This is a genomic window from Streptomyces sp. NBC_01669, from assembly GCF_026339735.1.
In the GTDB taxonomy this organism is placed as follows: Bacteria; Actinomycetota; Actinomycetes; order Streptomycetales; family Streptomycetaceae; genus Streptomyces; species Streptomyces yanii.
In genome coordinates this window covers 241,583-262,411 of sequence record NZ_JAPEQG010000002.1, presented here as the reverse complement: position 1 = coordinate 262,411, position 20,829 = coordinate 241,583, and the positions used below count along the sequence as shown (strand labels likewise).

Here is a 20,829-nt window from a genome sequence, read left to right as displayed (position 1 = left end):
TCTCGTATGCCCTCTGATCTCGCTTGCCGGACCCGGCCCGTCTGGTAGTTCCGAGCAGTCCCGGCTTTGTCAGCGCTGCTTCCCGCCCTCCCCGGCGTCTCCCGGATCGGACTGCGCTCAGCTCCCACCAGTCTGCTGCGACAGGCTGGCGAGGAGGTCTTGCACCTCCTTCGATTCACCGCGCCTCACGGCGCACCAGCGCCTCACGGCGCACGAAGGCCGCACTCAACGCCTTCGAGATCACCTTCGACGGTCGGCTCTCCGCCGCCCGCCGCTGACTCACTAACAACTCCAGAACCACCGTTAACTTGGCTCTGTTGCGCATCCGGTGGTGACGGAGCGTTATTCTTGTCGCACCATGTCACCGGCGGTGCCATGACGTCGGTGACCTCGGTGTTTTCCGCGGTGAGCGAGAGAAGGCCCGATGGGGCGTACGCCCGGTGGTTGTAGGGCGACGATCCCTGTACGTGTCGTTCGAGCACCGACGTCAGTGACGTCGCCCCGTAGACCTGGGTCTTCACGGACGCTGCTACCTACAGGGCCGACGTCACTCTCCGCCGCCACCGGACGTGTGACAGAGCCGTTAACTTTACAGACCCGGTGTCCCACGAAAGCGGTGGACGTGAGCGGGGTGCTCTTCGAGTGTTTCCGTCCTCGGCCGGCGGGGCCGGACAGATGAACTGCATGCGTGGAGTGCCGTTCAGGAGCCCCTCAGGCCGACACGATGCAGCCAGGCGCTGATGTCGCGATTGGCTTGATCGACCTCCTCGCCCTGGACTGCCAGTCCGTCAGCGAAGGTGGCGCCGCGGCAGGAGGCTGCGTAGTCACGTGCTGTGGTGCCCATGCCGCTCATGGCGTGGGTGGTGAAGGGGACCACGGTCTTGCCAGTGAAGTCGAGCTGTTCGGTGAACGTCGTCATGATCATGGGGGCGCGGACGTTCCAGATGGGGCTGCCCAACAGTACGGTGCCGTACTCGTCCAGGTCGGGCAGTGCGCCCTTGATGGCGGGGCGTGCGTCGGCGTCCTGTTCGCGGACGTTGCGCTTGACGGTCGCGCCGTAGCTTTCCGGGTAGGGGTCGGTGGGCTCGATCCGGTACACGTCGCAGCCGATGAGATCTCGGATCTTGCGGGCCATGACCTCGGTGTTGCCCACCTTCAGGTTGGTGCGATCGCCGTAGTAGTAGTTCTCGCCGGGCCGCGAGAAGTACGCGAGCAGCACCTTGCCCCGCGCTGTAACGCTTGCTGCCCGGCTCGGGGACGTCTTCCGCCGGTCGGGCTGATCGTTCGCGGGTGAACAGCCCGCGAGATGGGGCACGGTCATGGCGGTGACTGGGGTGAGCAGCGCGGCGCGCAGGATCGTTCGGCGCCGGGCTGTGCTGTGGTTCGGTTCGTTCACAGGTGGGCCCTTCGCGAGAGGTCTGGCAGCGGGAGGGGCGAGCGGCCGGCGGTGCGGCTGCTCGCCCCTGGGGTGGTGGCGGGTTCGGTTCAGGCGTCCAGGCGGCGTCCTGCGAGCCAGGTGACCATCTCGGGGTCGTGGTGGTCGAAGAACAGGGAGTTGCCGGTGTCGAGGGTGGCGATCTGGGCCATCTGCTCGTCGGTGAGCTGGAAGTCGAAGACGTCGATGTTCTCGGCCATGCGCTCGGCGCGTACGGACTTGGGGATGGCGACGACGCCGCGCTGGGTGAGCCAGCGCAGCACGACCTGCGCAACGGACTTGCCGTGCTGCTTGCCGATCTCGGCCAGCAGGGGGTTGGTGAACAGGTCGTTCTTGCCTTCGGCGAAGCCGCCCCAGGACTGGATCTGTACGCCGTGTTCGCGCATGAGGTCCTGGTAGTCGGCGCGCTGGAAGAAGGGGTGGGTCTCGATCTGGTTGACCTGCGGGGTGATCTCGTTGTTGATGATCAGGTCGAGCAGGCGGTCGGGGTAGAAGTTGGCGACGCCGATCGCCTTGGCCAGGCCCTCGCGGTTGAGGGCTTCCATGGCGCGCCACTGGCCGTAGACATCGCCGAAGGGCTGGTGCATCAGGTACAGGTCGAGATGGTCCAGGCCCAGCTTGGTCAGGGACGTCTCGAAAGCGCGCCGGGTGTTGTCCTCGGCTAGGGCGTCCTGGACCCACAGCTTGGTGGTGACGAACAGGTCCTCGCGGGCGATGCCGCTGGACTTGATGGCTCGGCCGACGGACTCTTCGTTGCCGTAGGCGGCAGCGGTGTCGAGCAAGCGGTAGCCGGCGGCCAGCGCCTCGGAGACAGCGCGCTCGGTGTCCTCGGCGGGGATCTGGTAGACGCCGAAGCCGAGGAGCGGCATCTCGACGCCGTTGTTGAGGGTGACGGTCTGCATGAGCGGAATGTCCTTCGCGCAGTGCGGGTGGGAGGGGTTGGTCAGGGGCGGATGAGGGCCTTGAGGACCTGGCGGTCGGCCATGGCCTGGTAGGCGTCCGGGGTCTGGTCGAGGGTGAAGGTCTGGTCGAAGACGCGGCCGGGGGCGATGGTGCCGTCCAGGACGTCGGGCAGGAGCTGTTCGATGTAGGCGCGGGCGGGGCTGGCGCCGCCGGTCAGGGTGATGTTGCGCATGAAGGCGGCCGGGCCGATCGGGCCCTGCTCGTACTGCGGGACACCCAGGCGGCTGATGGTGCCGCCGTCCAGTACCGCACCCAGGGCGGTGTCGAGGGCCTGCCGGGTGCCGACGGCCTCGATGACCTTGTCCACGCCGCCGGTCAGCTCGCAGATGCGGGCGATGCCCTCCTCACCGCGCTCGGCGACCACGTCGGTGGCACCGAACTCGCGGCCCAGGTCGGTGCGCGCCTCGTGGCGGCCTGCGAGCACGATCCGCTCGGCGCCGAACCGCTTCGCGGCGATCACGGCGCACAGGCCGACCGCGCCGTCGCCGACGACCAGGACCGTGTCCCCGCGGGTCACGCCGGCGGTGACGACGCCGTGGTGGCCGGTGGTCATCACGTCCGACAACGCCAGCAGCGACGGCAGCAGCGCGGAGTCGGCGGCCACCGGCAGCTTCACCAGGGTGCCGTCCGCGTACGGAACACGGACCGCTTCGCCCTGGCCCCCGTCGACGCCGTCGAAGCCGTACCGGCCGCCGTTGCGGCACGAGATGTGCAGGCCCTTGGCGCAGTAGTCGCAGGTGCTGTCGCTGTAGGTGAACGGGGCGACGACCAGGTCCCCCGTCTTCAGGCCGGTCACGTCCGCGCCGGTCTCATCGACGACGCCGAGGAACTCGTGCCCCATGGGGCGGCCGGTGTCGGTGGCGGGCATCGACTGGTAGGGCCACAGGTCACTGCCGCACACACAGGCGACGACGACGCGGACGACGGCGTCGGTGGGCTGGTCGATCTTCGGGTCAGGCCGGTCCTCGACGCGGACGTCGTCGGCTCCGTACATCACTGCTGCACGCATGAGGGGTGTTACTCCAAGCGAGGGGACGAGGGGCGGGGTGGCGCCACGAGAAGCGCGGTGTGCCGGGGCAGGGGTCAGCGTTCGAGCATCTGCGCCTGGGCCGCGGTGTGGGTGTCGCCGGCGGCGGGCGGCAGGCTGCTGAGCTTGTCGAGCTGCTCGTCGGTCAGCGTGACGGCGTCGGCGGCGGTGTTCTCCTCGACACGGCTGACCTGCTTGGTGCCGGGGATGGGGCCGATGTCGTCGCCCTGGGCGAGCAGCCAGGCCAGCGCGACCTGCGCGGGCGTGGCGCCGACTTCGGCGGCCAGTGCCTTGACCTCGTCGGCGAGCGCGAGGTTGCGCTGGAAGTTCTCGCCCGTGAAGCGCGGGTTGCCGCGCCGGAAGTCGTCGTTATCGAACTGGTCGGTGGAGCGGACCGTGCCGGTCAGGAAGCCGCGTCCGAGCGGGGAGAACGGCACCAGGCCGATGTTCAGCTCCCGCAGAACGGGCAGGACGCGGTCCTCGATCCCCCGCGTCCACAGGGAGTACTCGGACTGCACTGCGGTGACCGGCTGGACCGCGTGCGCGCGGCGGATCGTGTCCGGGCCGGCCTCCGAGAGCCCGAAGGCTCGGACCTTGCCCTCGGCGATCAGCTCTTTGACGGCACCGGCGGTCTCCTCGATCGGCGTGTTCGGGTCCACCCGGTGCTGGTAGTACAGGTCGATGTGGTCGGTGCCCAGTCGCTTCAGAGAGCCCTCGACCGCGGTCCGGATGTTGGCCGGGCTGGAGTCCAGGTTCCACGCGCCGTCGCCGCCGTGGGAGACCAGGCCGAACTTGGTGGCCAGCACCACCTGGTCCCGGCGGCCCTTCAGGGCCCGGCCGAGCAGTTCCTCATTGGTGTAGGGGCCGTAGATCTCGGCCGTATCAATGAGCGTGACACCCAGCTCCAGCGCCCGGTGCACGGTCCTGATCGACTCCGCGTCATCGGTGCCCGAGCCGGTATAGCCGTGAGACATGCCCATCGCACCCAGCCCGATCCGGGAAACCTCCAGGTCACGCAGCTTGATGTACCGCATCTCGCCCTCTTCCGATCCATGGCGTTGCCCGGCCCCTCGCTCGCCCGGCCCGGCAGGTCATGTCGGTCGGAGCCTGGGCGACGGCGCGGGGCCGGCGTCTTCCTCATTCACCTTCGCCCGGATTGCTCCGGTGTGGCAGGGCGGGCTCTTCAGGGGTAATGACAGGGCCCCCCTCGGCCCAGCGCGGCGGGTGCCAGGCGGGTGAGACTGGAGTCATGGCATCCCAGAGCGCGCACAGCGAGGGCGCCGAGCTGGGCCGCTACCTGCGCGCCCGCCGCACCCAGACCAGCCCTGAACACGTCGGCCTCACCGTCGGCGCCGGTATCCGCCGCACCCCCGGCCTGCGCCGTGAGGAGCTCGCCACTCTCGCCGGGATCAGCATCGACTACTACGTGCGCCTGGAGCGCGGCAAGGAGACCCGCCCCAGCCCGGCCGTGCTCGACTCCCTCGCCCGCGCCCTGCGCATGGACGACCAGGAACACCAGCACCTGCGCGAGCTCGCCGCCCGGGCCGCCCGCTACGTCTCCGAACCACCTCCCGCGCCCAGCCGCACCGTGCGCCCCCACCTCAAGCTGCTGCTCGAGTCGCTGCGCCCGAACCCCGCCTACGTGATCAGCCGCAGCATGGACATGCTGGCCTGGAACCCCGGCGGCCTCGTCCTGTACGCAGGCCTGGATGACTGGCCGGTCAAGCACCGCAACCTCGCCCGCTACCTCTTCATCCACCCGGCCGCGCGTGATCTGTTCCCGGACTGGGACCGCCAGATCACCGCCTGCGTCGCCCGGCTGCGCGCCGTCGCCGGCACTGCCCCCGACGCGCCCGATCTGACGAACCTCGTCGGCGAACTCCTCCTCAAAAGCCCCGACTTCGCGGGCCTGTGGGAACGCTACGAAGTGACCGGGCGCAAGCCCGCCCAGAAGGTGTTCCAGCACCCGCAGGTCGGAAGGCTCACCCTCACATCCCAGTCCCTGCACGTCGAAGGCACCCCCGGCCAACGCATCGGCGTCTACACCGCCGAACCCGGCAGCCCCGACCACGACGCCCTGCTCCTGCTCGACATGACCGAGCCCCGGCCCACCGAACGTCCCGCCGGCGCCTCTAAACCCACCGGGCAGCAGCCGTAAGCCACCACAACAGCTGCCTGCCCCTGCCACTCTCTCAGGCCCTGTAAGACCCCAAGCGGGTTTCCCAGCAGTGATCAGCTCGCTGGGTTTCCGCTGAGTTGGCGTCCTGGGTGGCAGCCCATGTCGCGAGGAGGCGCAGGCCCTCTTCGGAGGGGGATCCGGGTTCGGCGGCGTAAATGGTGAGGGTGAGGCCGGGTTCGGCGGCCATCTCCAGCCCTTCGAAGGCGAGTGTGAGGTCGCCGACGGCGTGGTGGTGGAAGCGTTTGGTGCCGGTGCCGTGGTGGCGGACGTTGTGAGCACCCCAGCGGGTGCGGAAGTCGTCGCTGCGTGTGGACAGTTCGCCGACGAGGTCGTGGAGGTCTTTGTCGTGGGGGTTGCGGCCGGCCTCGGTGCGCAGGATGGCGACCGCGATGTCGGCGGCTTGGTCCCAGTCCGGGTAGAAGCGGCGTGAGGCGGGGTCGAGGAAGTTGAAGCGGGCCAGGTTCGCCTGGTTGTGGGGGGCGGCGTACACGTCGCTGTAGAAGGCGCGGGCGAGCTGGTTGGCGGCCAGGATGTCCATACGGCCGTTGCGGACGAAGGCGGGTCCGGCGGTGATGGCGTCCAGCGTCCACTGCAGACTGCGGTGCGGCTGCCACAGCTCCTTGGTGCGTCGGCGTCGGGGGCGGGTGAGGACGTCGGAGCCGTCGGCCGCGTGGGCGAGGTTGAGCAGGTGGGCGCGTTCGGCGTCGTCCAGCTGGAGAGCGCGGGCGAGGGCTTCCAGGACGGCCGGGGAAGCGCCGACGAGGTTGCCGCGTTCCAGTTTGGAGTAGTACTCCACGCTCATGTCGCCCAGCGCGGCGACCTCGCTTCGGCGCAGGCCGGGCACCCGGCGCCGGCTGCCGGAGGGCAGGCCCGCCTGCTCGGGGGTGATCTTGGCTCGTCGCGAGGTGAGGAACTCGCGGACCTCTGCTTGGTTGTCCACGCCTTCGACGGTACGTCCCGCCCGCGGCCGTAGGGATGTACTGGCAGTACACCCTTCGATGGTGCCTCGCTGCGCGTGCCAGAAGCGGGTTACCTGGATGACGTGGTGCTTTTCGCCCGGCCGTGAGCCGGCAGGACGGGACGCCACCTGACTCTGCACTCGGCGACAGCCATTCCCTTTGGGGTACGTCGTCTCGGCACGCAAAGGAACCCCTCATGCGCGGCGCAATGATCTACGCCCCCGGCGACATCCGCTTCGAGACCCTGGACGACCCGAAGATCCTCGCTCCGACCGACGCGATCATCCGTACGGCGGTGACCTGCGTGTGCGGCTCGGACCTGTGGCCCTACCGCGGCCTGGAGCCGACGGCCGAGCCGCACCCGATGGGCCACGAGTACGTCGGCTTCGTCGAGGAGGTCGGATCCGAGGTCACGGCGGTCAAGCCGGGCCAGTTCGTTGTCGGATCGTTCGCCACCTCGGACAACACCTGCCCGAACTGCAAGAACGGCTTCCAGTCGAACTGCCTGCACCGCGAGTTCATGTCGACCTGCCAGGCCGACTACGTGCGCATTCCCAACGCCCAGGGCACCCTGGTCGCCACCGATGAGGTGCCGGGCGAGGAGCTGTGGCCGAGCCTGCTCGCGGTCTCCGACGTGATGGGCACCGGCTGGTGGGCTGCCGACGCCGCCGAGGTCAAGCCCGGATCCACCGCCGTGGTGGTCGGCGACGGTGCGGTCGGCCTGTGCGCGGTGATCGCCGCCAAGGAGATGGGCGCCGAGCGGATCATCGCGATGAGCCGGCATGAGCCCCGCCAGAAGCTGGCCCGCGCCTTCGGCGCGACTGACATCGTCACCGAGCGTGGCGAGGAGGGCATCGCCCGGATCAAGGAACTGACCGGCGGCATCGGCGCCGACAGCGTGCTGGAGTGCGTCGGCACCGCCCAGGCCATGCAGCAGGCCCTGCACTCCGCCCGCCCGGGCGGCAACGTCGGCTTCGTCGGCGTCCCCCACGACGTCGCCATCGACGGGCAAGAGCTGTTCTTCTCCCACGTCGGCCTGCGCGGCGGCCCCGCCCCCGTACGCCGCTACCTGCCCGACCTCATCAACCGCGTCCTGACCGGTGCCATCGACCCGTGCCGCGTCTTCGATCTCACTCTGCCCCTCAACGAGGTCGCCAAGGGCTACGCGGCGATGGACGCGCGCCGCGCCATCAAGACCCTCCTCAAGCCCTGACCGGCGAGAAGCACTGATGGCCACCGCACCCCGCCCTGCCCTTCTGCGGCTCCTCACCATCCCGGCAGCCCTGATGGTGGCCGCGACCGCCTGCTCCCACAACACACCCGACGCCCCCACCACATCCCAGTCCGTGCCGACCGGGCGGCACGGGACACCGGCACCGAGCGCCCCGTCCGGCGCTGAGAGGAAGACCCCGATGAACATTCGCGTCACCCTCGACGGCCAGCCCGTCAAGGCCGCGCTGAACGACAGCCCCGCCGCCCGCGACCTGGCAAGCCTGCTCCCTCTCACCCTGGAGCTGGAGGACTTCCACGGCACCGAGCGGATCGGCTATCCGCTGCGCAAGCTCACCACCGACGGCACCCCCCAGCCATCCGCGGCCAAGGCCGGCGACCTCGCGTACTACGCACCGTGGGGGAACCTCGCTCTCTTCTACAAGAACGGCCCCAGCCCCTCGGCCGACCTCCTCATCCTCGGCCACCTCGACGTCTCGGCCGAGCAGCTGGCCCAGGCCGAGCGGATCACCATCGAGCCCGCCACCTGACCACCCACACGCACGGAAAGAAGTTCTCCATGTCCCACCCCGTCGCTGCCGCGTCGGGCAAGCTGCCCTTCGTTGTGTGGGTGCTCGCCGCGGGCACCTTCCTGATGGGCACCACCGAGTTCGTCATCGCCGGAATCCTCCCGGACATCGCCCCCGACCTCGGGGCCACCGTCTCCCACGCCGGGCTGCTGATCACCGCGTTCGCCATCGGGATGATCGTCGGCGGGCCGACCATGGCCCTGGCCACCCTGCGTCTCCCGCAGCGCCTCACCCTCGTCCTCGCCCTGGCGGTCTTCGCCGCCGGACACGTCGTCGCGGCCCTGAGCAGTTCCTTCACCGTCGTCCTGGCCGCCCGGTTCGTCACCGCGCTGGCCACCGGCGCGTTCTGGGCCGTCGGCTTCGTCATCGCCACCACCGCCGCCGGGCCCGCCAACGCGACCCGCGCGGTCAGCGTGATGATGGGCGGCCTGACCCTGGCCAACGTCGTCGGCGTGCCTGCCGGCTCCCTGGCCGGCCACGTCACCGGCTGGCGCGGACTCTTCTGGACCCTGGCCGCACTCGCCGCGCTTGCCGCCGCCGTAATCGGCCGCTTCATCCCCCGAATCGAGCAGCGCGCCCAGGGTTCAGTGCGCAGCGAGATCCGGGCACTGCGTCAAGGCCGTCTGTGGCTGGCGCTGGCCGCCGCCGTCCTCATCATGGGCGGAGTCCTCGCGACCTACACGTACATCACACCGCTGTTGACCGACCGCGCCGGCATCCCAGCCGGTGCCGTGCCGCTGGTCCTGGTCGCCTTCGGAGCCGGTGCACTGGGCGGCACCGCCATCGGCGGCCGGTTCGGCGACCGCCGTCCCATGGCCACGACGCTCCCGGCCGCCGCGGCGACCGCGCTGGTCCTGCTCGCGCTGATCCCGCTGTCCACCACCCCGGCAGCCGCCGTCGTCCTGGTCTTCCTCATGGCGCTGACCGGGTTCACCATCAACCCGGTCGTCACCGCCCTCGCGGTCCGCTTCGCCGGTGACGCGCCCACCCTGACCTCGGCGCTGACCACGTCCGCCTACAACACCGGCATCGCCGCCGGATCCGCACTCGCCGGACAGGCCCTGGCCTCCTCCCTCGGCGTGACAGGCCCCGCCCTGGTCGGTGCCATCTTCGCCGGGCTGACGCTGCTGCCGCTGATCACCCTGGCCACCGTCGCCAAGCGCGGAACGACCCGCATCGTCGTCCAGGGCGCTGCTGACGCTCAGATTCCCACGCCACGGGAGACCGCTGTAGCGACACAGGCGCGGTCCTGAGCCCGTCCGCCCACCCCCGCACCGCATCCCCAGGAGGACCCCCGTGAACCCCACCTACGACTTCACCGGACAGGTCGCCTCATCACCGGAGCCAGCTCCGGCATGGGCCTGGCTGCCGCCCAAGCATTCGCCGCCTCCGGCGCCGCCGTCGCCCCTGCCGATGTCAACGAGGCCGCAGTGAACGAGGCGGTCAAGAACCTCACCGACGCCGGCCACCAGGCCCTCGCCCTGATCTGCGACGTCACTGATGAGGATCAGGTCGCCGCTGCCGAAGGTTTCCACGGTCCGGCACCATCGACACCCCCATGGTCAGCGACATGATCGCCAAGGGAGAACTCGATCGCGCCGAAGCCGAAGCCAACCAGCCCGTCGGACGCCTCGGCACCGCCGAGGAGATGGCCCAGGCCGTCCTGTGGCCGTGCAGTCCCGGCGCCGGCTTCGTCGTCGGCGTCTTCCTCCCCGTCGACGGCGGCTACACCGCCCAGTAGCCGCACGTTTCCACCCGCACCACCAGGCGTCGCCGCCCAAGGAGAGCCACTGTGCCCAAGCAGTCCGCACCCGAAGAACTCAAGACCATCGCCCCCAAGCTCGTAGAGGTCACCAACGACGTCCTCTTCGGAGACATCTGGGACCGTCCCGGCCTGTCCCCTCGTGACCGGAGCCTGGTCACCGTGACCACGCTGGCTGCCCTCTACCGCAGCGAGCAACTCGACTACCACCTCGGCGTCGCCCTGGACAACGGGCTCAGCGTCGAAGAACTGTCCGAAGCCATCACCCACCTCGCCTTCTACGCCGGCTGGCCCAACGCCATGACCGCCATCACCAAGCTCAAGAAGATCGCCGACGAACGCGCCTCCGCCTGAACCCACCTAGGCCATCGACCAACAGCCCATCGCGACAAGGAAGACCATCATGGAGCACATCACCGCCACCCCCATGGCCAAGGCACCCGCCGAGCGATTCACCGGCGACGTCTACCTCAACCCCATTGAGACCCCCACCGCACCCGCCCGCCTCGCCTCGGCCCTGGTCCGCTTCACCCCCGGCGCCCGCACCAACTGGCACCGCCACGCCAACGGCCAGACGCTCTACATCACCGACGGCGTGGGCCTGGTCGGCACCCGCGACGGCAACGTCGTACGCGTCAGCGCCGGTCACACCATCAAGTGCCCCGCAGGCGAGGAGCACTGGCATGGCGCCACCGACACCACACTCATGGCGCACATCGCCATGGTCGTCGGCGACGCCGACGGAGACGGAACGACCTGGCTGGAACCTGTCACTGACGAGCAGTACGCCAACGCCGTGGACACCAGCCGCTGACTCGCAGGGCACTGCAAAATAGGCGCAGCGCACCTGAGACAACGCGGCTACGACGCCGCATGAGACAGCCAAAGGACCACTGGTCAGGCAGCTCGCCGGTGCCATGGGCAATGAGATCCCACAGGTCGGGCGGCGGTCCAGCCGCGGCTGGGAGAGACATCTGGGCCACCACCCGTACAGCGATCCTTACGCCGGACCGGGACCCGCGCACCTGGGCCAGCCAGATGCGCATGTTCGTGCCGCGGTCCACCACGACCGCGTCCTCGACGAGGCTCACGCGTCTGCCGATCCGGTGCAGATCATGAGGCTGTTCAGCCTGTCGTCCACCAAGGCCATGAACTACGTCGCCGCCGCGCACCCGGAGAAGGGCGTCAACCTACAGAAGTAGTCGGTCGTCAGCTCCGTGCGGCCACCAGGCGCAGCCGCGCCCGCTGTGGACTGCGCACTGTCTGCGCCTCCTCGAAGTGACTCGCGTTACAGTCGACTTGGCCGTAGTCGTGTGCGTGACAGGGGGTTCGGTGTGGACGGGGTTGGGGCCGAGCGGGTCCGGGTAAGTTTGTTCGCTCCCGATGACCCAGAGTCGCGTGCTACTGCCCAGGCGGCATTCGCAGCGGCCGAGAGCGTCGGGAAGGGTGTCGATGCACGCGGGGCCGTACCTCTGGGCGATGTGCTGCTGATCGGGTCGGTGGCGATGCATGGACTTGCCTACCTGATCAACACACTGCGCAAAGCGTGGAGCAAAGGCGTAGTGATCGACGCAGTAGGAGAGCAATTGATCATCCGTCAAGACGTGTCGCTACCCCGCGGCTTGGTAGTCGTACGCTCCAAATCGGGAGAAGTGACCGTTCGCGATGGAGCCGGGCTGGCGGACATTATCGCGGACGCGCTACCTTCGCGCAGCAGCGACACCCTGGGTGAAGGGCCAGGGAATGCGTGACGAGGGGCGCAGCGTCCTGTTCGCCCGGTACCAGAATCCCCTGCTTGCGGCCGAGGCACGCAAGATGAGTATGAGCTGCATCGACATCTCCTATCTGCGGTGGCTCACAGGCGAGGAAGATCCGGAACGTGCATGGGAGATGTACTTCGGCGCCACCCAACCTCAGGTCCGGAAAGTCCTTGACGGGCTGCTTGCAACATTCCCTCCGGAGGAACGAGATCGGGCCATTGAGCTGGCTGGTTCCGTGGAGGCGTTCTGTCTTCCATCGAACGAGATGGCGTCGCGCGTCTTCCAAAGCCCCGGCGAGGCCACCGGCTATCTCATCGGTATCTCACCGCTCGTGGTCCAGTTGAGCGCCGACATTGCCTGGGGGATGAACATGCTTTCTCCCTACGCCGCCGAGAATATCGGTCGCACGTGGGACGCGGCGGAGGGGCGGGAGACGCTCGACCTCCAGATCAACGAGTATGTGCGTGCGCTGGAGGGCATCGGCGAAGCACCCATGCCCACCAGCGCTGTCAGTATCGCTCTGGAGAATCGTTCGGATCAGGAGTGGCCACACGGGCAGGGCCCGCAGGACTACCGTGAAGCGGCGATCGCGTTCGTCCTTGCGCACGAACTCGCCCATATTCAGCACGGGGACTTGTCTCCTGCAGAGGAGACGAGAAGAACGAGGCTATTCCCGAGGGAATTTGCCTCGCTTCTTCAGATCTCCGACGAGGTGAACGAAGAACTCATAGCGGACGCGTCGACCTTCGTCCGAAGCTACAACTATTTCCTCGGCACCTGGTTCTTCAAGACCGACACCCCCGGTGTCAGTAGCCTCTCCCCTAGGCGCATCAAGCACGAGCTGCAGTACCAACGTGTGGCCTTGAATAGCGCCCGGCGCGCAACCGAGGCGTGTGAGGCGTACTACACCACGGTTACCATTCTCGGGATGATCGCATGGCGCCGCGGCGACGACGGGAAGGCAAACCGCTTGCTGGCCACTGCGATGCGGGCCCCCTATGTTCAGGTCTACATTCAGCGGGATCGCCAGGAGGAGATGGCCCCCAAGATTGGGTCGTTCCTATGGACTGAGCGGGATGTCGCGTACCGAAGAGTGCATTTTGACTGGCGCTTCCACTTCATCTGCGACGTCATGCCTCAGGCATGGCGCCGCCTGGGCCTGGACGTCCCCGACACCCTCCCGGACATCTCGGTCACGGGGAGAAACCTTGCCGACTTGCTGGAGGAGGCGGACGTCGTCGCAGCAGCGGCAGCCGTTCTCCAGGAGCGGCTCGCCAGCCAAGAACCTGCGCTGGGGCACGACCACCCAGACGTCCTGGAGACACGACAAGGAATCGCGTGGTTCCGGGAGAAGACGGGAGACACGGCTGGAGCAGTAGCTGCCTACGCCGAATTGCTCACCGATTTGGAACGCGTGCTCGGGCGCAACAACCGCAGCACCCTCGCTGTCCGGCACAACCTGGCCTGGTTGCGGGGCCGGGCGGGGGACACGGCCGGTGCGACAGCCGCCTTCGCCGAATTGCTCGCCGACCAGGAACGCGTAATGGGGCACGACAACCTTGAGGTCCTGGAAACACGGCACGAACTCGCTTGGTTGCGGGGGAAGACGGGGGATGAGAGGGGAGCGGCGGCCGCCTTCGCCGAACTGGTTGCCGACTTTGAAAGGGTGGCCGGGCCCGACCACGCTGCCACCCGCGCCGCCCGAGATGGCCTTGCCCACTGGCGGGAGGAGACGGGGGATGCAACGGGGGCTGCCACACGGCTGCTCGCAGAGAGGGAACAGATGCTGGGGCCGGGCCATGCCGACACGCTTGCTGCGCGGCAGGCCCTCGCCGACTTGCAGCGGGAGACGGGGGACCTTACGGAAGCGGCAACCGTCGCAGAGGAATTGTTCGCCGACCAGGAACGCGTGCTCGGGCCCGACCACCCCGACACGCTCAGCACCCTCGCCAGACTGGCCCGCTGGCGAGGGGAGGCGGGGGATGCAGTGGGGGCAGCAGCCGCCTACGCCGACCTGCTCGCCGGCCAGCAACGGGTGCTGGGGCGCGACCACCCGATCACCCAGGCTACCTGGGGACTCCTTGGCTTCTCGTGGGGGATGGTCAAGGACACGGCCGATTCAGCTGAGGAACTGTTCGCAGTACTGGAGCGGGCGCTGGGGCGCGGCCACCCGATTTCCTGGGCCACCCGGACGTTCCTCACCGCCTGTCAGGGGACAGTGGCCGACGCAGCAGAGAAGCTGTTCACCGTCCTGAAACGGGGAGACGACCCTTCTGACATCTTCGCCACACGGACGCATCTCGCCTATTGGCGGGGGATGGCGGGGGACGCGGCCGGAGCGGCAGCAACCTTGAAGGAGTTGCTCGCTGATCAAGAGCGCATACTGGGCCCCGACCACCCCAAGACCTTCACTACCTGGAACCACCTCGCCTACTGGCGGGGGAAGGCGAGGGACGCGACCGGACCGGGAACGACTTTGTCGGAGTTGTTCGCCGATCAAGAGCGCACACTGGGCCCCGACCACCCCAACACCCTGAGGACTAGACGCAATCTGGCCATCTGCCGGGGGGAGGCGGGAGACGAAGCCGGGACAGCAGCCGCCCTAGAGGACTTGCTGGACCACATGCTGCGGGTGCTTGGCCCTGACCACTCCCTCACCACGGGGACGCGGCTCGAGCTCGCCTACTGGCAGCGCCGGGCGAGGGGAACGGCCAGATCAGTCGCCCTAGAGAAGATCCTGGACGCCACACTGCGCGTGCTGGACTCCGATCCGACCAACCCCATGGGAAAGCGGCACAGCCTCACCTACTGGCGGCGCCAGGCGAGAGGCGCGGGTGGCCCGGCAGTCGTCTTTGGCAAGCTGCTGAAGGGGATGCTGCTGCCTGATAGCGATCGTTCTTGACACACGAAGATCAACACGCGCAAGTGACCGCAGCACAGCGTATCCCTCTCTGACACCACCTACGAGACCGGAGCTCTCACCCGGGTCGCCAGACGGCCCGCTTGACCGAAAATGAAGACTTCCGTCGAGGTCCTGACCCGCGCCAGGAGCCCGGCCACGAGCGGCCCTCGACCGGGGGGCCGCCGAGCGCCTGGGCCCGTGACAGCACCGCCGACACCTCCCGCGCCGAATCCGGGCGCCGTGCCAGGTCCTTCTGCAGCAGCGCGGCTACGAGCCGGTCCAGTTTCGAAGGGGACGTCGGCGTGCCGGCTCCGCAGTGGGGGTGCCGTGTCCTCGCAGCGCATCAGGACGTGCAGGTGACCGCTGAAGGGCGGTGCCCAGGTGAGCAGCGCGTAGAGCACGCACCCGAAGGCGGCCAGGTCGCAGCGGGCATCGACCTGGCCGCCGTAGCACCCTGACGGCACACCAGACGACACTCGATTCGCACAAGTGCCACTGTTCGGGAGCCATGTACGCCGGAGTACCGAAAGGCATACCTGTCACCGTCAGGCGGGTGGTCGAGTCCGCGGCACGAGCGATGCCGAAGTCGCAGATCCTGACGCCCCTGCCGGCCTCGCTGAAAAGGTTCACGGGCTTGAGGTTCCGGTGCTCCCCGCCACCTGCTCGTCCGCCCGCACAACACTCCCAAGTCCCGGCCGACCCGTCCGCAAGCGTCCCCTTGGCTGCTGCCCCACGGTTCCCAGAAGATGCACTCGCCGCCGGGCATGGTTCCCGCATCAGAACCGACCGAGGAAATGGCCACGCTCCTGAGTGGGCGTTTGATGGCGATTCGTGATGGACGCTTCGGCACACTTTGTCGTATTCATCACCAACCTGCACGGCCAGAAATGCCTGGAAACTCCCCACCGGTTGGGAGCTTCCTGCCCATTGCTAAACCAGACGGAATCCAGTACCGAGAAGCGGATCAAGCGGGCGCACAGGTCGGCAGCCGGAAGGCCGCGAAGACGCACGTAAGGTGTGAATCTGCCCGAAGGTCGTCGGCCGCAAGAGCAACATAGAGCCACAATCCATAGCTAAACGCCCTCTGAGAGGGTGTTCGGTAGGGGAATCCCCCTACCTGTCCGATCCGCTCTGCGGCGAGATGGACTTGTTTCCATGATCTCGTAGCGCGACGTCGGGGTCATCGGTTTCGATCATCTTGTGACTGAGCGACGCTGCCCTTGCCGATAACCTCATCCGCCCTGGTGGGGGTGGGTGTGCCGGGTTTCGCGGATGCCGACAGCGATCGCTCAAGCAAGGGCTCTCGCGCTGCCGGCGGTCACTGCGGCATCATGATCGACCGTGCTGCTTCGACTGGCTTACCTCGGTGTGACGAACACGTTCGCCATGCTGCGCCTGCTGCCGATGGGCGACAGGGACAAGGACCTCGAGATCCTCGCCCTGCGCCACCAACTGTCGGTGCTGGAGCGTCAACTCGGCAAGGCGAAGGTGCGGTTCAGCCCGAGCGATCGAGTGTTTCTGGCGGCGCTGCTGCATCGGCTCCCGCTGGACGTACTGCGCCGGCTACGGCTGCTCGTTCAGCCGGACACCGTGCTGCGCTGGCACCGCGACCTGGTCGCACACCGCCACGCTGCCGCGTCACGCCCGCAACGACCGGGACGGCCGCGTACCGTGCAGTCCATCCGCGTTCTTATCCTGCGCCTGGCACGGGAGAACCCCAGCTGGGGCTACCGCCGCATCCACGGCGAACTGATGGTCCTCGGCGTGAAAGTGGCCGCCTCCACCGTCTGGGAGATCCTGCGGGACGCCGGGATCGACCCGTCACCCGAACTACAACTCCCATCGGCCGCATCAGGGCATCGCGAATGCCCGCCCGCTGTATCCATTGCCCACGCCGATCACTGATCCGGACGAGATCGCCCGCCTCGACATACGCCGCCGCGATCGCCTCGGCGGCATTCTCCACGAGTACCGACATGCCGCATGACCTCAATGGATGACGTTTTCGGCAAGGGCAGGGCCCTGTCAGACGGACGGTGAATGCTGACGAGAGGTTCTGTAGTGGTTCAAGTAGGCATGCCCGTCTTCGTCGAGTGAAGGTTTGCCCTCGCTCTCGACTGCCTCGCTGATGCGGTTTTCGATCCAGAAGCGATACGCCCACTTCTCAAAGGTGGGAGCGCAGTACTGGAGAGCCTCCATCTGCTCGTCCAAGTCGTCGATGTCACTGTTCCCGTTGAACTCGCCGCCGCTGTCGTGGGCTTCGTACTCATACTCGTACTCCAGGTGGGAGTGCACCACGAAGGCCGAGCTGCCGGGACGCAGGTAGAAGTACCAAAGAACGCAGTCCTGTTGGTCGCGGAAGAAGCGGACAAGGAAGGCGCCGGGCTCGACCGGACTGGGTATTGGTTTGGAAAGGCTGCTCCAGCAGCAAGTCAGCGACTGGTCGCCCAGGATGTCTGGAAGGTTCGCCGAAGTGAAGTAGGTGATGAAGTCCTGGGGAAGCGAAAGCCCCTTCCGGTCCAGCTCCTCCGTCACTGTTCGAAGCTCGGTGACGCGGTCCACAGAGGTCCCGGTGCGCCCCCCGAGCCATTCGAAGGTCCCCTTGAAGCGTCGTTCATCCAGCGGTGGCAAGGAATCGTGGGAGTAATGGTCGTAGGTGTTGGGACAGGAACGATGACCACCCAGATCGCTTCCGCACCAGCTGGCCTCGAAGTGGATGTTCATCTGTCTGAATTCCTTCCGTGTCTCGCCGATCTGTCGTCGCCGAGCGAGAGATCCGGTCATCGTACTGATCGCAGTGACTTGTCTTGGCTGTCAGACCTGCCTGCCATAGTGCCGCTGTGGATGACGAGATCTTCTGGAACATGATCGAGAGCTGTCTGCGGCAGACTCAGGACCCGGACGAGCGCCTGGCCTGGCTGCGGGGGCAGCTGGCCCTTCGGCCTGAGTTGGACGCTGTGCGGTTCCAGGTAGCCGTTTAGCGCGTCCCCGTTGTAGCGCAGTCCCTCGATCTCGACCCCGTAGTGGTGGATCGGGACACGTTCTTCTTCCAGGAACTCCAGGGCCAGATTTGGGCGGGCCGGGATCCGTAGCGGTCCGGCTCGGGTGACGCCGTGCTCGAACATGTCCAGCGGGGTCAGTTTCAGCCCCGGCACCTCCGGCACGGACAGGCCACGGTGGCGGCGCTGGTGATAGATCCGGGTAATCCACTCGCGGATGATCGCTTCGAGTTCGTCGATGGAGAAGAACGCCTCGTCCTCGACCTTCTCGCCGCGGCTGTGCACGTCCGAGCCCTTGTAGCCGGGCAGAGCGGCCAGCAGTCCCTGGTTTAGAGTGCGGAACCAGCGTTCGATCGGCTTGTCGTCTGACGGACGGCGTCAACCGCCCAGCCACACGGCAGCCGGGCCAGCCATGCGGCCTCCACGGTGCCTCGTTCTCGGGCGTCCTGGTCGTCCCACCGGCCGCGGCCTCGTCGGCCTTGGGCGGCCCGGGTTTCGCGGGATCGGCTCGTCGAAGTCAGGCAGGCTGTCCGCCCGCCGCGAGCAGGCCCTCCGCCCCGTCGGGAATGCGGCCAGGCCACTGGAAGACGAGCCTCGCGGAGGGCTTGTCGAGCAGGTCACCGGCCGGCAGTTGCTCGTCAGGGGTGCAGGCAGGGTGGACGGTCATCGGCGGGTAGCCGCTCTCGCGCACCCTCCGGTCCCAGGTACGCACGCAGTCGGCGAAGCGCTCCGCCAGCTCGTCGGCGGTCGGGCCGTAGGCGTGGATGAAGAACTCGGTGAGACGGTCGGCCGGATCCGGGGCGTCCTTGACCTTGCGGTGGGTCAGGTAGGCGAGGGAGCCGTCCGCCACCATCGCGGCCGCGTCCTGCTGCGTCACCAGCGTGGAACCCTCCGGGACGGCCAGGCGGCAGAACCCCGGCAGCGTGGTCGCGGCGTAGACCTGCAAGGTCTCGAAATTGAAGACGCCTCGGACGATGAGGCCGGTGGTGGCCTCATGCCGGGGCCCGCGAAGTGCCTCCTCGAGCCCGGCGGTATCGCGAGGAGCACCGTCTTCCCACCTCACGGTGATTTCGCCGTCGGCCAGACGGACGGCGGGGGCGGTGCGGGCGGCGGCGCCGCGGTCCCGCACGAAACCGCAGTACGTCCAGTGCTCGGTGTGCAGCACGTCACCGCGCCGGACCAGGGTGAGGGAGCGGGTGTAGCCGCCCATCTCCAGTGGCACCACCAACCGTGCCCCCTCGGCGAGTTGCTCCCGCCAGGAGGGGGCGATGTCAGCCGCGTTGTGCGTGATCATCACCCCCTCGAACCCGCTGGCGGGGACGTGGCCGGGCGCGCCGAGTCCGCCGTCGCCGAGGACGGCGGTCACCCGGCCGCTGCCGGCTTCCGTGCACAGCCGCTGCGTGCGGTGCACCACGTACGGGTCGACGTCCACGGTCACCACGCGGCCGCGCGGTCCGAGGACGTGCGCGAGCAGCTCCGCGTTGTACCCGCCGGATCCGACCTCCAGGACGGTCATCCCCGGCTCCAGCTGGAGTTGCTCGATCATGTCGGCCTGGAGCCAGGCTGCGGAGACGGAGCTGAGCGCGGTCTGGGGCGACTCCCGGACCGTCACCACGGCGAGGTCGTCGTGGTATGCCGTTTCCAGCGGGGCCTCGGGGACGAACCGGTGCCGGGGGACCTCGCGCAGCGCGGCTTGCACCCGCGGGGAGGGAGCCCAGCCGTTTCCGATTACGATGTCCGCCATCCGCTCGCGCAGCCGCGCGGCCTCGGCGGGCTCACCAGGCACTGGCGGGACGGTGGCGGCGCACGGGTAGGAGTGGACAGGCGGCAGTCCCGGCAGCGCCCCGGGCCACACGGCGGTCAGGGCCTGTGCGGAGGGCGCGAAGATCTTTCCCAGCGTGGCCAGGGTGTGCAGGTCGTGCCACTCCCAGCGCAAGAAGTGGTGCGGCTCGGGCAGACCGAGTTCACCGCCCCAGCTGGTGACGCGGACCACGGCGGTGATGCGGCGCACGTCCAGCCGGTCGTCGTGGAGCACGGTGATGACATGAGCGTCCTCCACGCGCGCCGTCAGCCCAGTCTCCTCCGCCAGCTCCCGCACGGCAGCGGACGGTGCGGCTTCGCCCGTCTCGATCCGGCCGCCGGGCAACTCCCACATGTCCTGAGTCGAGCGGCCCAGCAGGACCCGCCCGAACGCATCTGTGACCACCACTGCGGCACCGAATACGGCCTGTGGATCGGGCCGCTGTTTCTCCTGCGCGCTGAACGGGCTGCCCGGGCCGCGCAGGACCAGCATCGCCAGCCCTTCCGCGTCGAACCGCTCGACGTGCCCGAACCCGTCGGTGAGCGTGGCGAGTTCGTGCTCGTCCAGCGCGATGTGGCGTCGTTCTTCGGGTGTGTGCTCCGCGACCGGGGTGATGATGACGAGTGCCCCGTCCTTGCGCAGCCGCGCGGCCAGACGGCGCAGGACCCGGGCGCGATCGCGGATGAAGGCGACGGACAGACGGATGACGATCAGGTCGTAGCCGTCCTCGGCGAGGTCGGCCAGGTCGTCGTGCTCCACGTCCCGGCACAGCCAGCGCACGGACTCCACCTCGGCGTGCTCCGCGCGGGCCCGCGCGAGGGCGCCCTCGGCGAAGTCCACGCCGTCGACGTTGTACCCGAGCGAGGCGAGGTACACGGCCATCTCGCCGGTTCCGCAGCAGACATCGAGCGCGCGGCCGCCCTCGGGCGCTGGCGCGTGCTTGACGAGCAGGCCCATCTCCTCCTCCCCAAGCCGCCGGAAGCCTCGCCCGTCGTTGTAGTGCTCGGACCAGTCGGCCCGGGTGTATCCCACAGATCGCTCCTCGTTCGTGAAAGGCGGGGTGGTGGCGCGGTGCGTCTGCGGCTCGGGAGCGGGCGGGTGCGAGCCGCCGCCCGGTGCGGAGGGGGCGGTGGGGGACGCTGTGGGGGTGGTGCGCGGTCCCGGAACACTGTCGGCTGATGCATCGGTGGGCTCGCTCATGCCACCCACCCAGTATCCGGACGTGCTGAACTGAGCTTGCCGT

General features: G+C 68.3%; 19 protein-coding genes and 2 pseudogenes. 11 read left to right on the top strand and 10 right to left on the bottom strand.

Annotation, left to right across the window (positions count from 1 at the left end):
- Window positions 1-203: 203 nt before the first annotated feature.
- The 5 genes from OG972_RS41905 to OG972_RS41885 all read right to left on the bottom strand — a co-directional run bounded on the left by OG972_RS41905 (window position 204) and on the right by OG972_RS41885 (window position 4,459).
- Window positions 204-521 carry a hypothetical protein gene (locus OG972_RS41905; protein WP_266991503.1) on the bottom strand — a complete coding sequence of 106 codons (318 nt, stop codon included), beginning with the start codon at window positions 519-521 and terminating at the stop codon, window positions 204-206.
- A gap of 179 nt (window positions 522-700) precedes the next feature.
- Window positions 701-1,396 carry a flavodoxin gene (locus tag OG972_RS41900; protein WP_266991501.1) on the bottom strand — a complete coding sequence of 232 codons (696 nt, stop codon included), beginning with the start codon at window positions 1,394-1,396 and terminating at the stop codon, window positions 701-703.
- Between the two features lie 89 nt (window positions 1,397-1,485).
- The gene (locus OG972_RS41895; protein WP_266991499.1) at window positions 1,486-2,337 is read right to left on the bottom strand and encodes an aldo/keto reductase; all 852 of its coding nucleotides are present in this window, start codon (window positions 2,335-2,337) and stop codon (window positions 1,486-1,488) included.
- Window positions 2,338-2,378: 41 nt separating this feature from the next.
- Window positions 2,379-3,407 (bottom strand): alcohol dehydrogenase catalytic domain-containing protein, encoded by a 1,029-nt coding sequence (locus tag OG972_RS41890; RefSeq protein ID WP_266991497.1) that lies wholly within the window; start codon window positions 3,405-3,407, stop codon window positions 2,379-2,381.
- A gap of 74 nt (window positions 3,408-3,481) precedes the next feature.
- Entirely contained in the window at window positions 3,482-4,459 is a 978-nt protein-coding gene (locus OG972_RS41885) for an aldo/keto reductase (RefSeq protein WP_266991495.1), read from the bottom strand.
- A 215-nt stretch (window positions 4,460-4,674) separates the two neighbouring features.
- Here OG972_RS41885 and OG972_RS41880 point away from each other — a divergent pair, with 215 nt between their 5' ends.
- A complete protein-coding gene (locus OG972_RS41880) occupies window positions 4,675-5,583 on the top strand; it encodes a helix-turn-helix transcriptional regulator (protein WP_266991493.1) in 909 nt (302 codons plus the stop codon).
- Window positions 5,584-5,617: 34 nt separating this feature from the next.
- On the opposite strand, the gene OG972_RS41875 is transcribed toward OG972_RS41880, so the two are convergent.
- Window positions 5,618-6,544 carry a helix-turn-helix transcriptional regulator gene (locus OG972_RS41875; RefSeq protein WP_266991491.1) on the bottom strand — a complete coding sequence of 309 codons (927 nt, stop codon included), beginning with the start codon at window positions 6,542-6,544 and terminating at the stop codon, window positions 5,618-5,620.
- Between the two features lie 215 nt (window positions 6,545-6,759).
- Between OG972_RS41875 and OG972_RS41870 the strand changes: the two genes are divergently transcribed.
- The 9 genes and pseudogenes from OG972_RS41870 to OG972_RS41830 all read left to right on the top strand — a co-directional run bounded on the left by OG972_RS41870 (window position 6,760) and on the right by OG972_RS41830 (window position 14,786).
- A complete protein-coding gene (locus tag OG972_RS41870) occupies window positions 6,760-7,776 on the top strand; it encodes a zinc-dependent alcohol dehydrogenase family protein (protein ID WP_266991489.1) in 1,017 nt (338 codons plus the stop codon).
- Between the two features lie 16 nt (window positions 7,777-7,792).
- Window positions 7,793-8,323, top strand: a complete 531-nt coding sequence (locus OG972_RS41865; RefSeq protein ID WP_266991488.1) for a cyclophilin-like fold protein — start codon at window positions 7,793-7,795, stop codon at window positions 8,321-8,323.
- A 29-nt stretch (window positions 8,324-8,352) separates the two neighbouring features.
- The gene (locus OG972_RS41860) at window positions 8,353-9,615 is read left to right on the top strand and encodes an MFS transporter (RefSeq protein WP_266991486.1); all 1,263 of its coding nucleotides are present in this window, start codon (window positions 8,353-8,355) and stop codon (window positions 9,613-9,615) included.
- 43 nt (window positions 9,616-9,658) lie between these two features.
- A pseudogene (locus OG972_RS41855) lies at window positions 9,659-10,103 on the top strand (SDR family oxidoreductase).
- Between the two features lie 51 nt (window positions 10,104-10,154).
- Window positions 10,155-10,478 carry a carboxymuconolactone decarboxylase family protein gene (locus OG972_RS41850; protein WP_266991484.1) on the top strand — a complete coding sequence of 108 codons (324 nt, stop codon included), beginning with the start codon at window positions 10,155-10,157 and terminating at the stop codon, window positions 10,476-10,478.
- A 49-nt stretch (window positions 10,479-10,527) separates the two neighbouring features.
- Entirely contained in the window at window positions 10,528-10,938 is a 411-nt protein-coding gene (locus OG972_RS41845) for a cupin domain-containing protein (RefSeq protein ID WP_266991482.1), read from the top strand.
- A gap of 103 nt (window positions 10,939-11,041) precedes the next feature.
- Complete coding sequence (locus OG972_RS41840) at window positions 11,042-11,326, top strand: hypothetical protein (protein WP_266991480.1); 285 nt, start codon at window positions 11,042-11,044, stop codon at window positions 11,324-11,326.
- A gap of 279 nt (window positions 11,327-11,605) precedes the next feature.
- Window positions 11,606-11,875: a hypothetical protein gene (locus tag OG972_RS41835; protein ID WP_266991478.1), complete on the top strand. Its 270-nt coding sequence runs from the start codon at window positions 11,606-11,608 to the stop codon at window positions 11,873-11,875.
- Window positions 11,868-14,786, top strand: a complete 2,919-nt coding sequence (locus tag OG972_RS41830; RefSeq protein WP_266991476.1) for a tetratricopeptide repeat protein — start codon at window positions 11,868-11,870, stop codon at window positions 14,784-14,786. The genes OG972_RS41835 and OG972_RS41830 overlap by 8 nt, the downstream gene beginning before the upstream one ends.
- Window positions 14,787-15,053: 267 nt before the next feature.
- On the opposite strand, the gene OG972_RS41825 is transcribed toward OG972_RS41830, so the two are convergent.
- Entirely contained in the window at window positions 15,054-15,563 is a 510-nt protein-coding gene (locus OG972_RS41825) for a protein kinase (RefSeq protein WP_266992948.1), read from the bottom strand.
- Window positions 15,564-16,127: 564 nt separating this feature from the next.
- Between OG972_RS41825 and OG972_RS41820 the strand changes: the two are divergent.
- Window positions 16,128-16,773, top strand: a pseudogene (locus OG972_RS41820) (helix-turn-helix domain-containing protein).
- Between the two features lie 38 nt (window positions 16,774-16,811).
- Here the strand turns inward: OG972_RS41820 and OG972_RS41815 are convergent.
- The 3 genes from OG972_RS41815 to fxlM form a co-directional block, all read right to left on the bottom strand.
- Window positions 16,812-17,510: a hypothetical protein gene (locus tag OG972_RS41815; protein WP_266991474.1), complete on the bottom strand. Its 699-nt coding sequence runs from the start codon at window positions 17,508-17,510 to the stop codon at window positions 16,812-16,814.
- Between the two features lie 56 nt (window positions 17,511-17,566).
- Window positions 17,567-18,070, bottom strand: coding sequence for a hypothetical protein (locus OG972_RS49430; protein WP_323135981.1), 504 nt, complete (start codon window positions 18,068-18,070; stop codon window positions 17,567-17,569).
- Window positions 18,071-18,302: 232 nt separating this feature from the next.
- On the bottom strand, window positions 18,303-20,618 hold the full coding sequence (gene fxlM / locus OG972_RS41805) for a methyltransferase, FxLD system (protein WP_266992946.1): 2,316 nt from the start codon (window positions 20,616-20,618) through the stop codon (window positions 18,303-18,305).
- Window positions 20,619-20,829 lie beyond the last annotated feature (211 nt).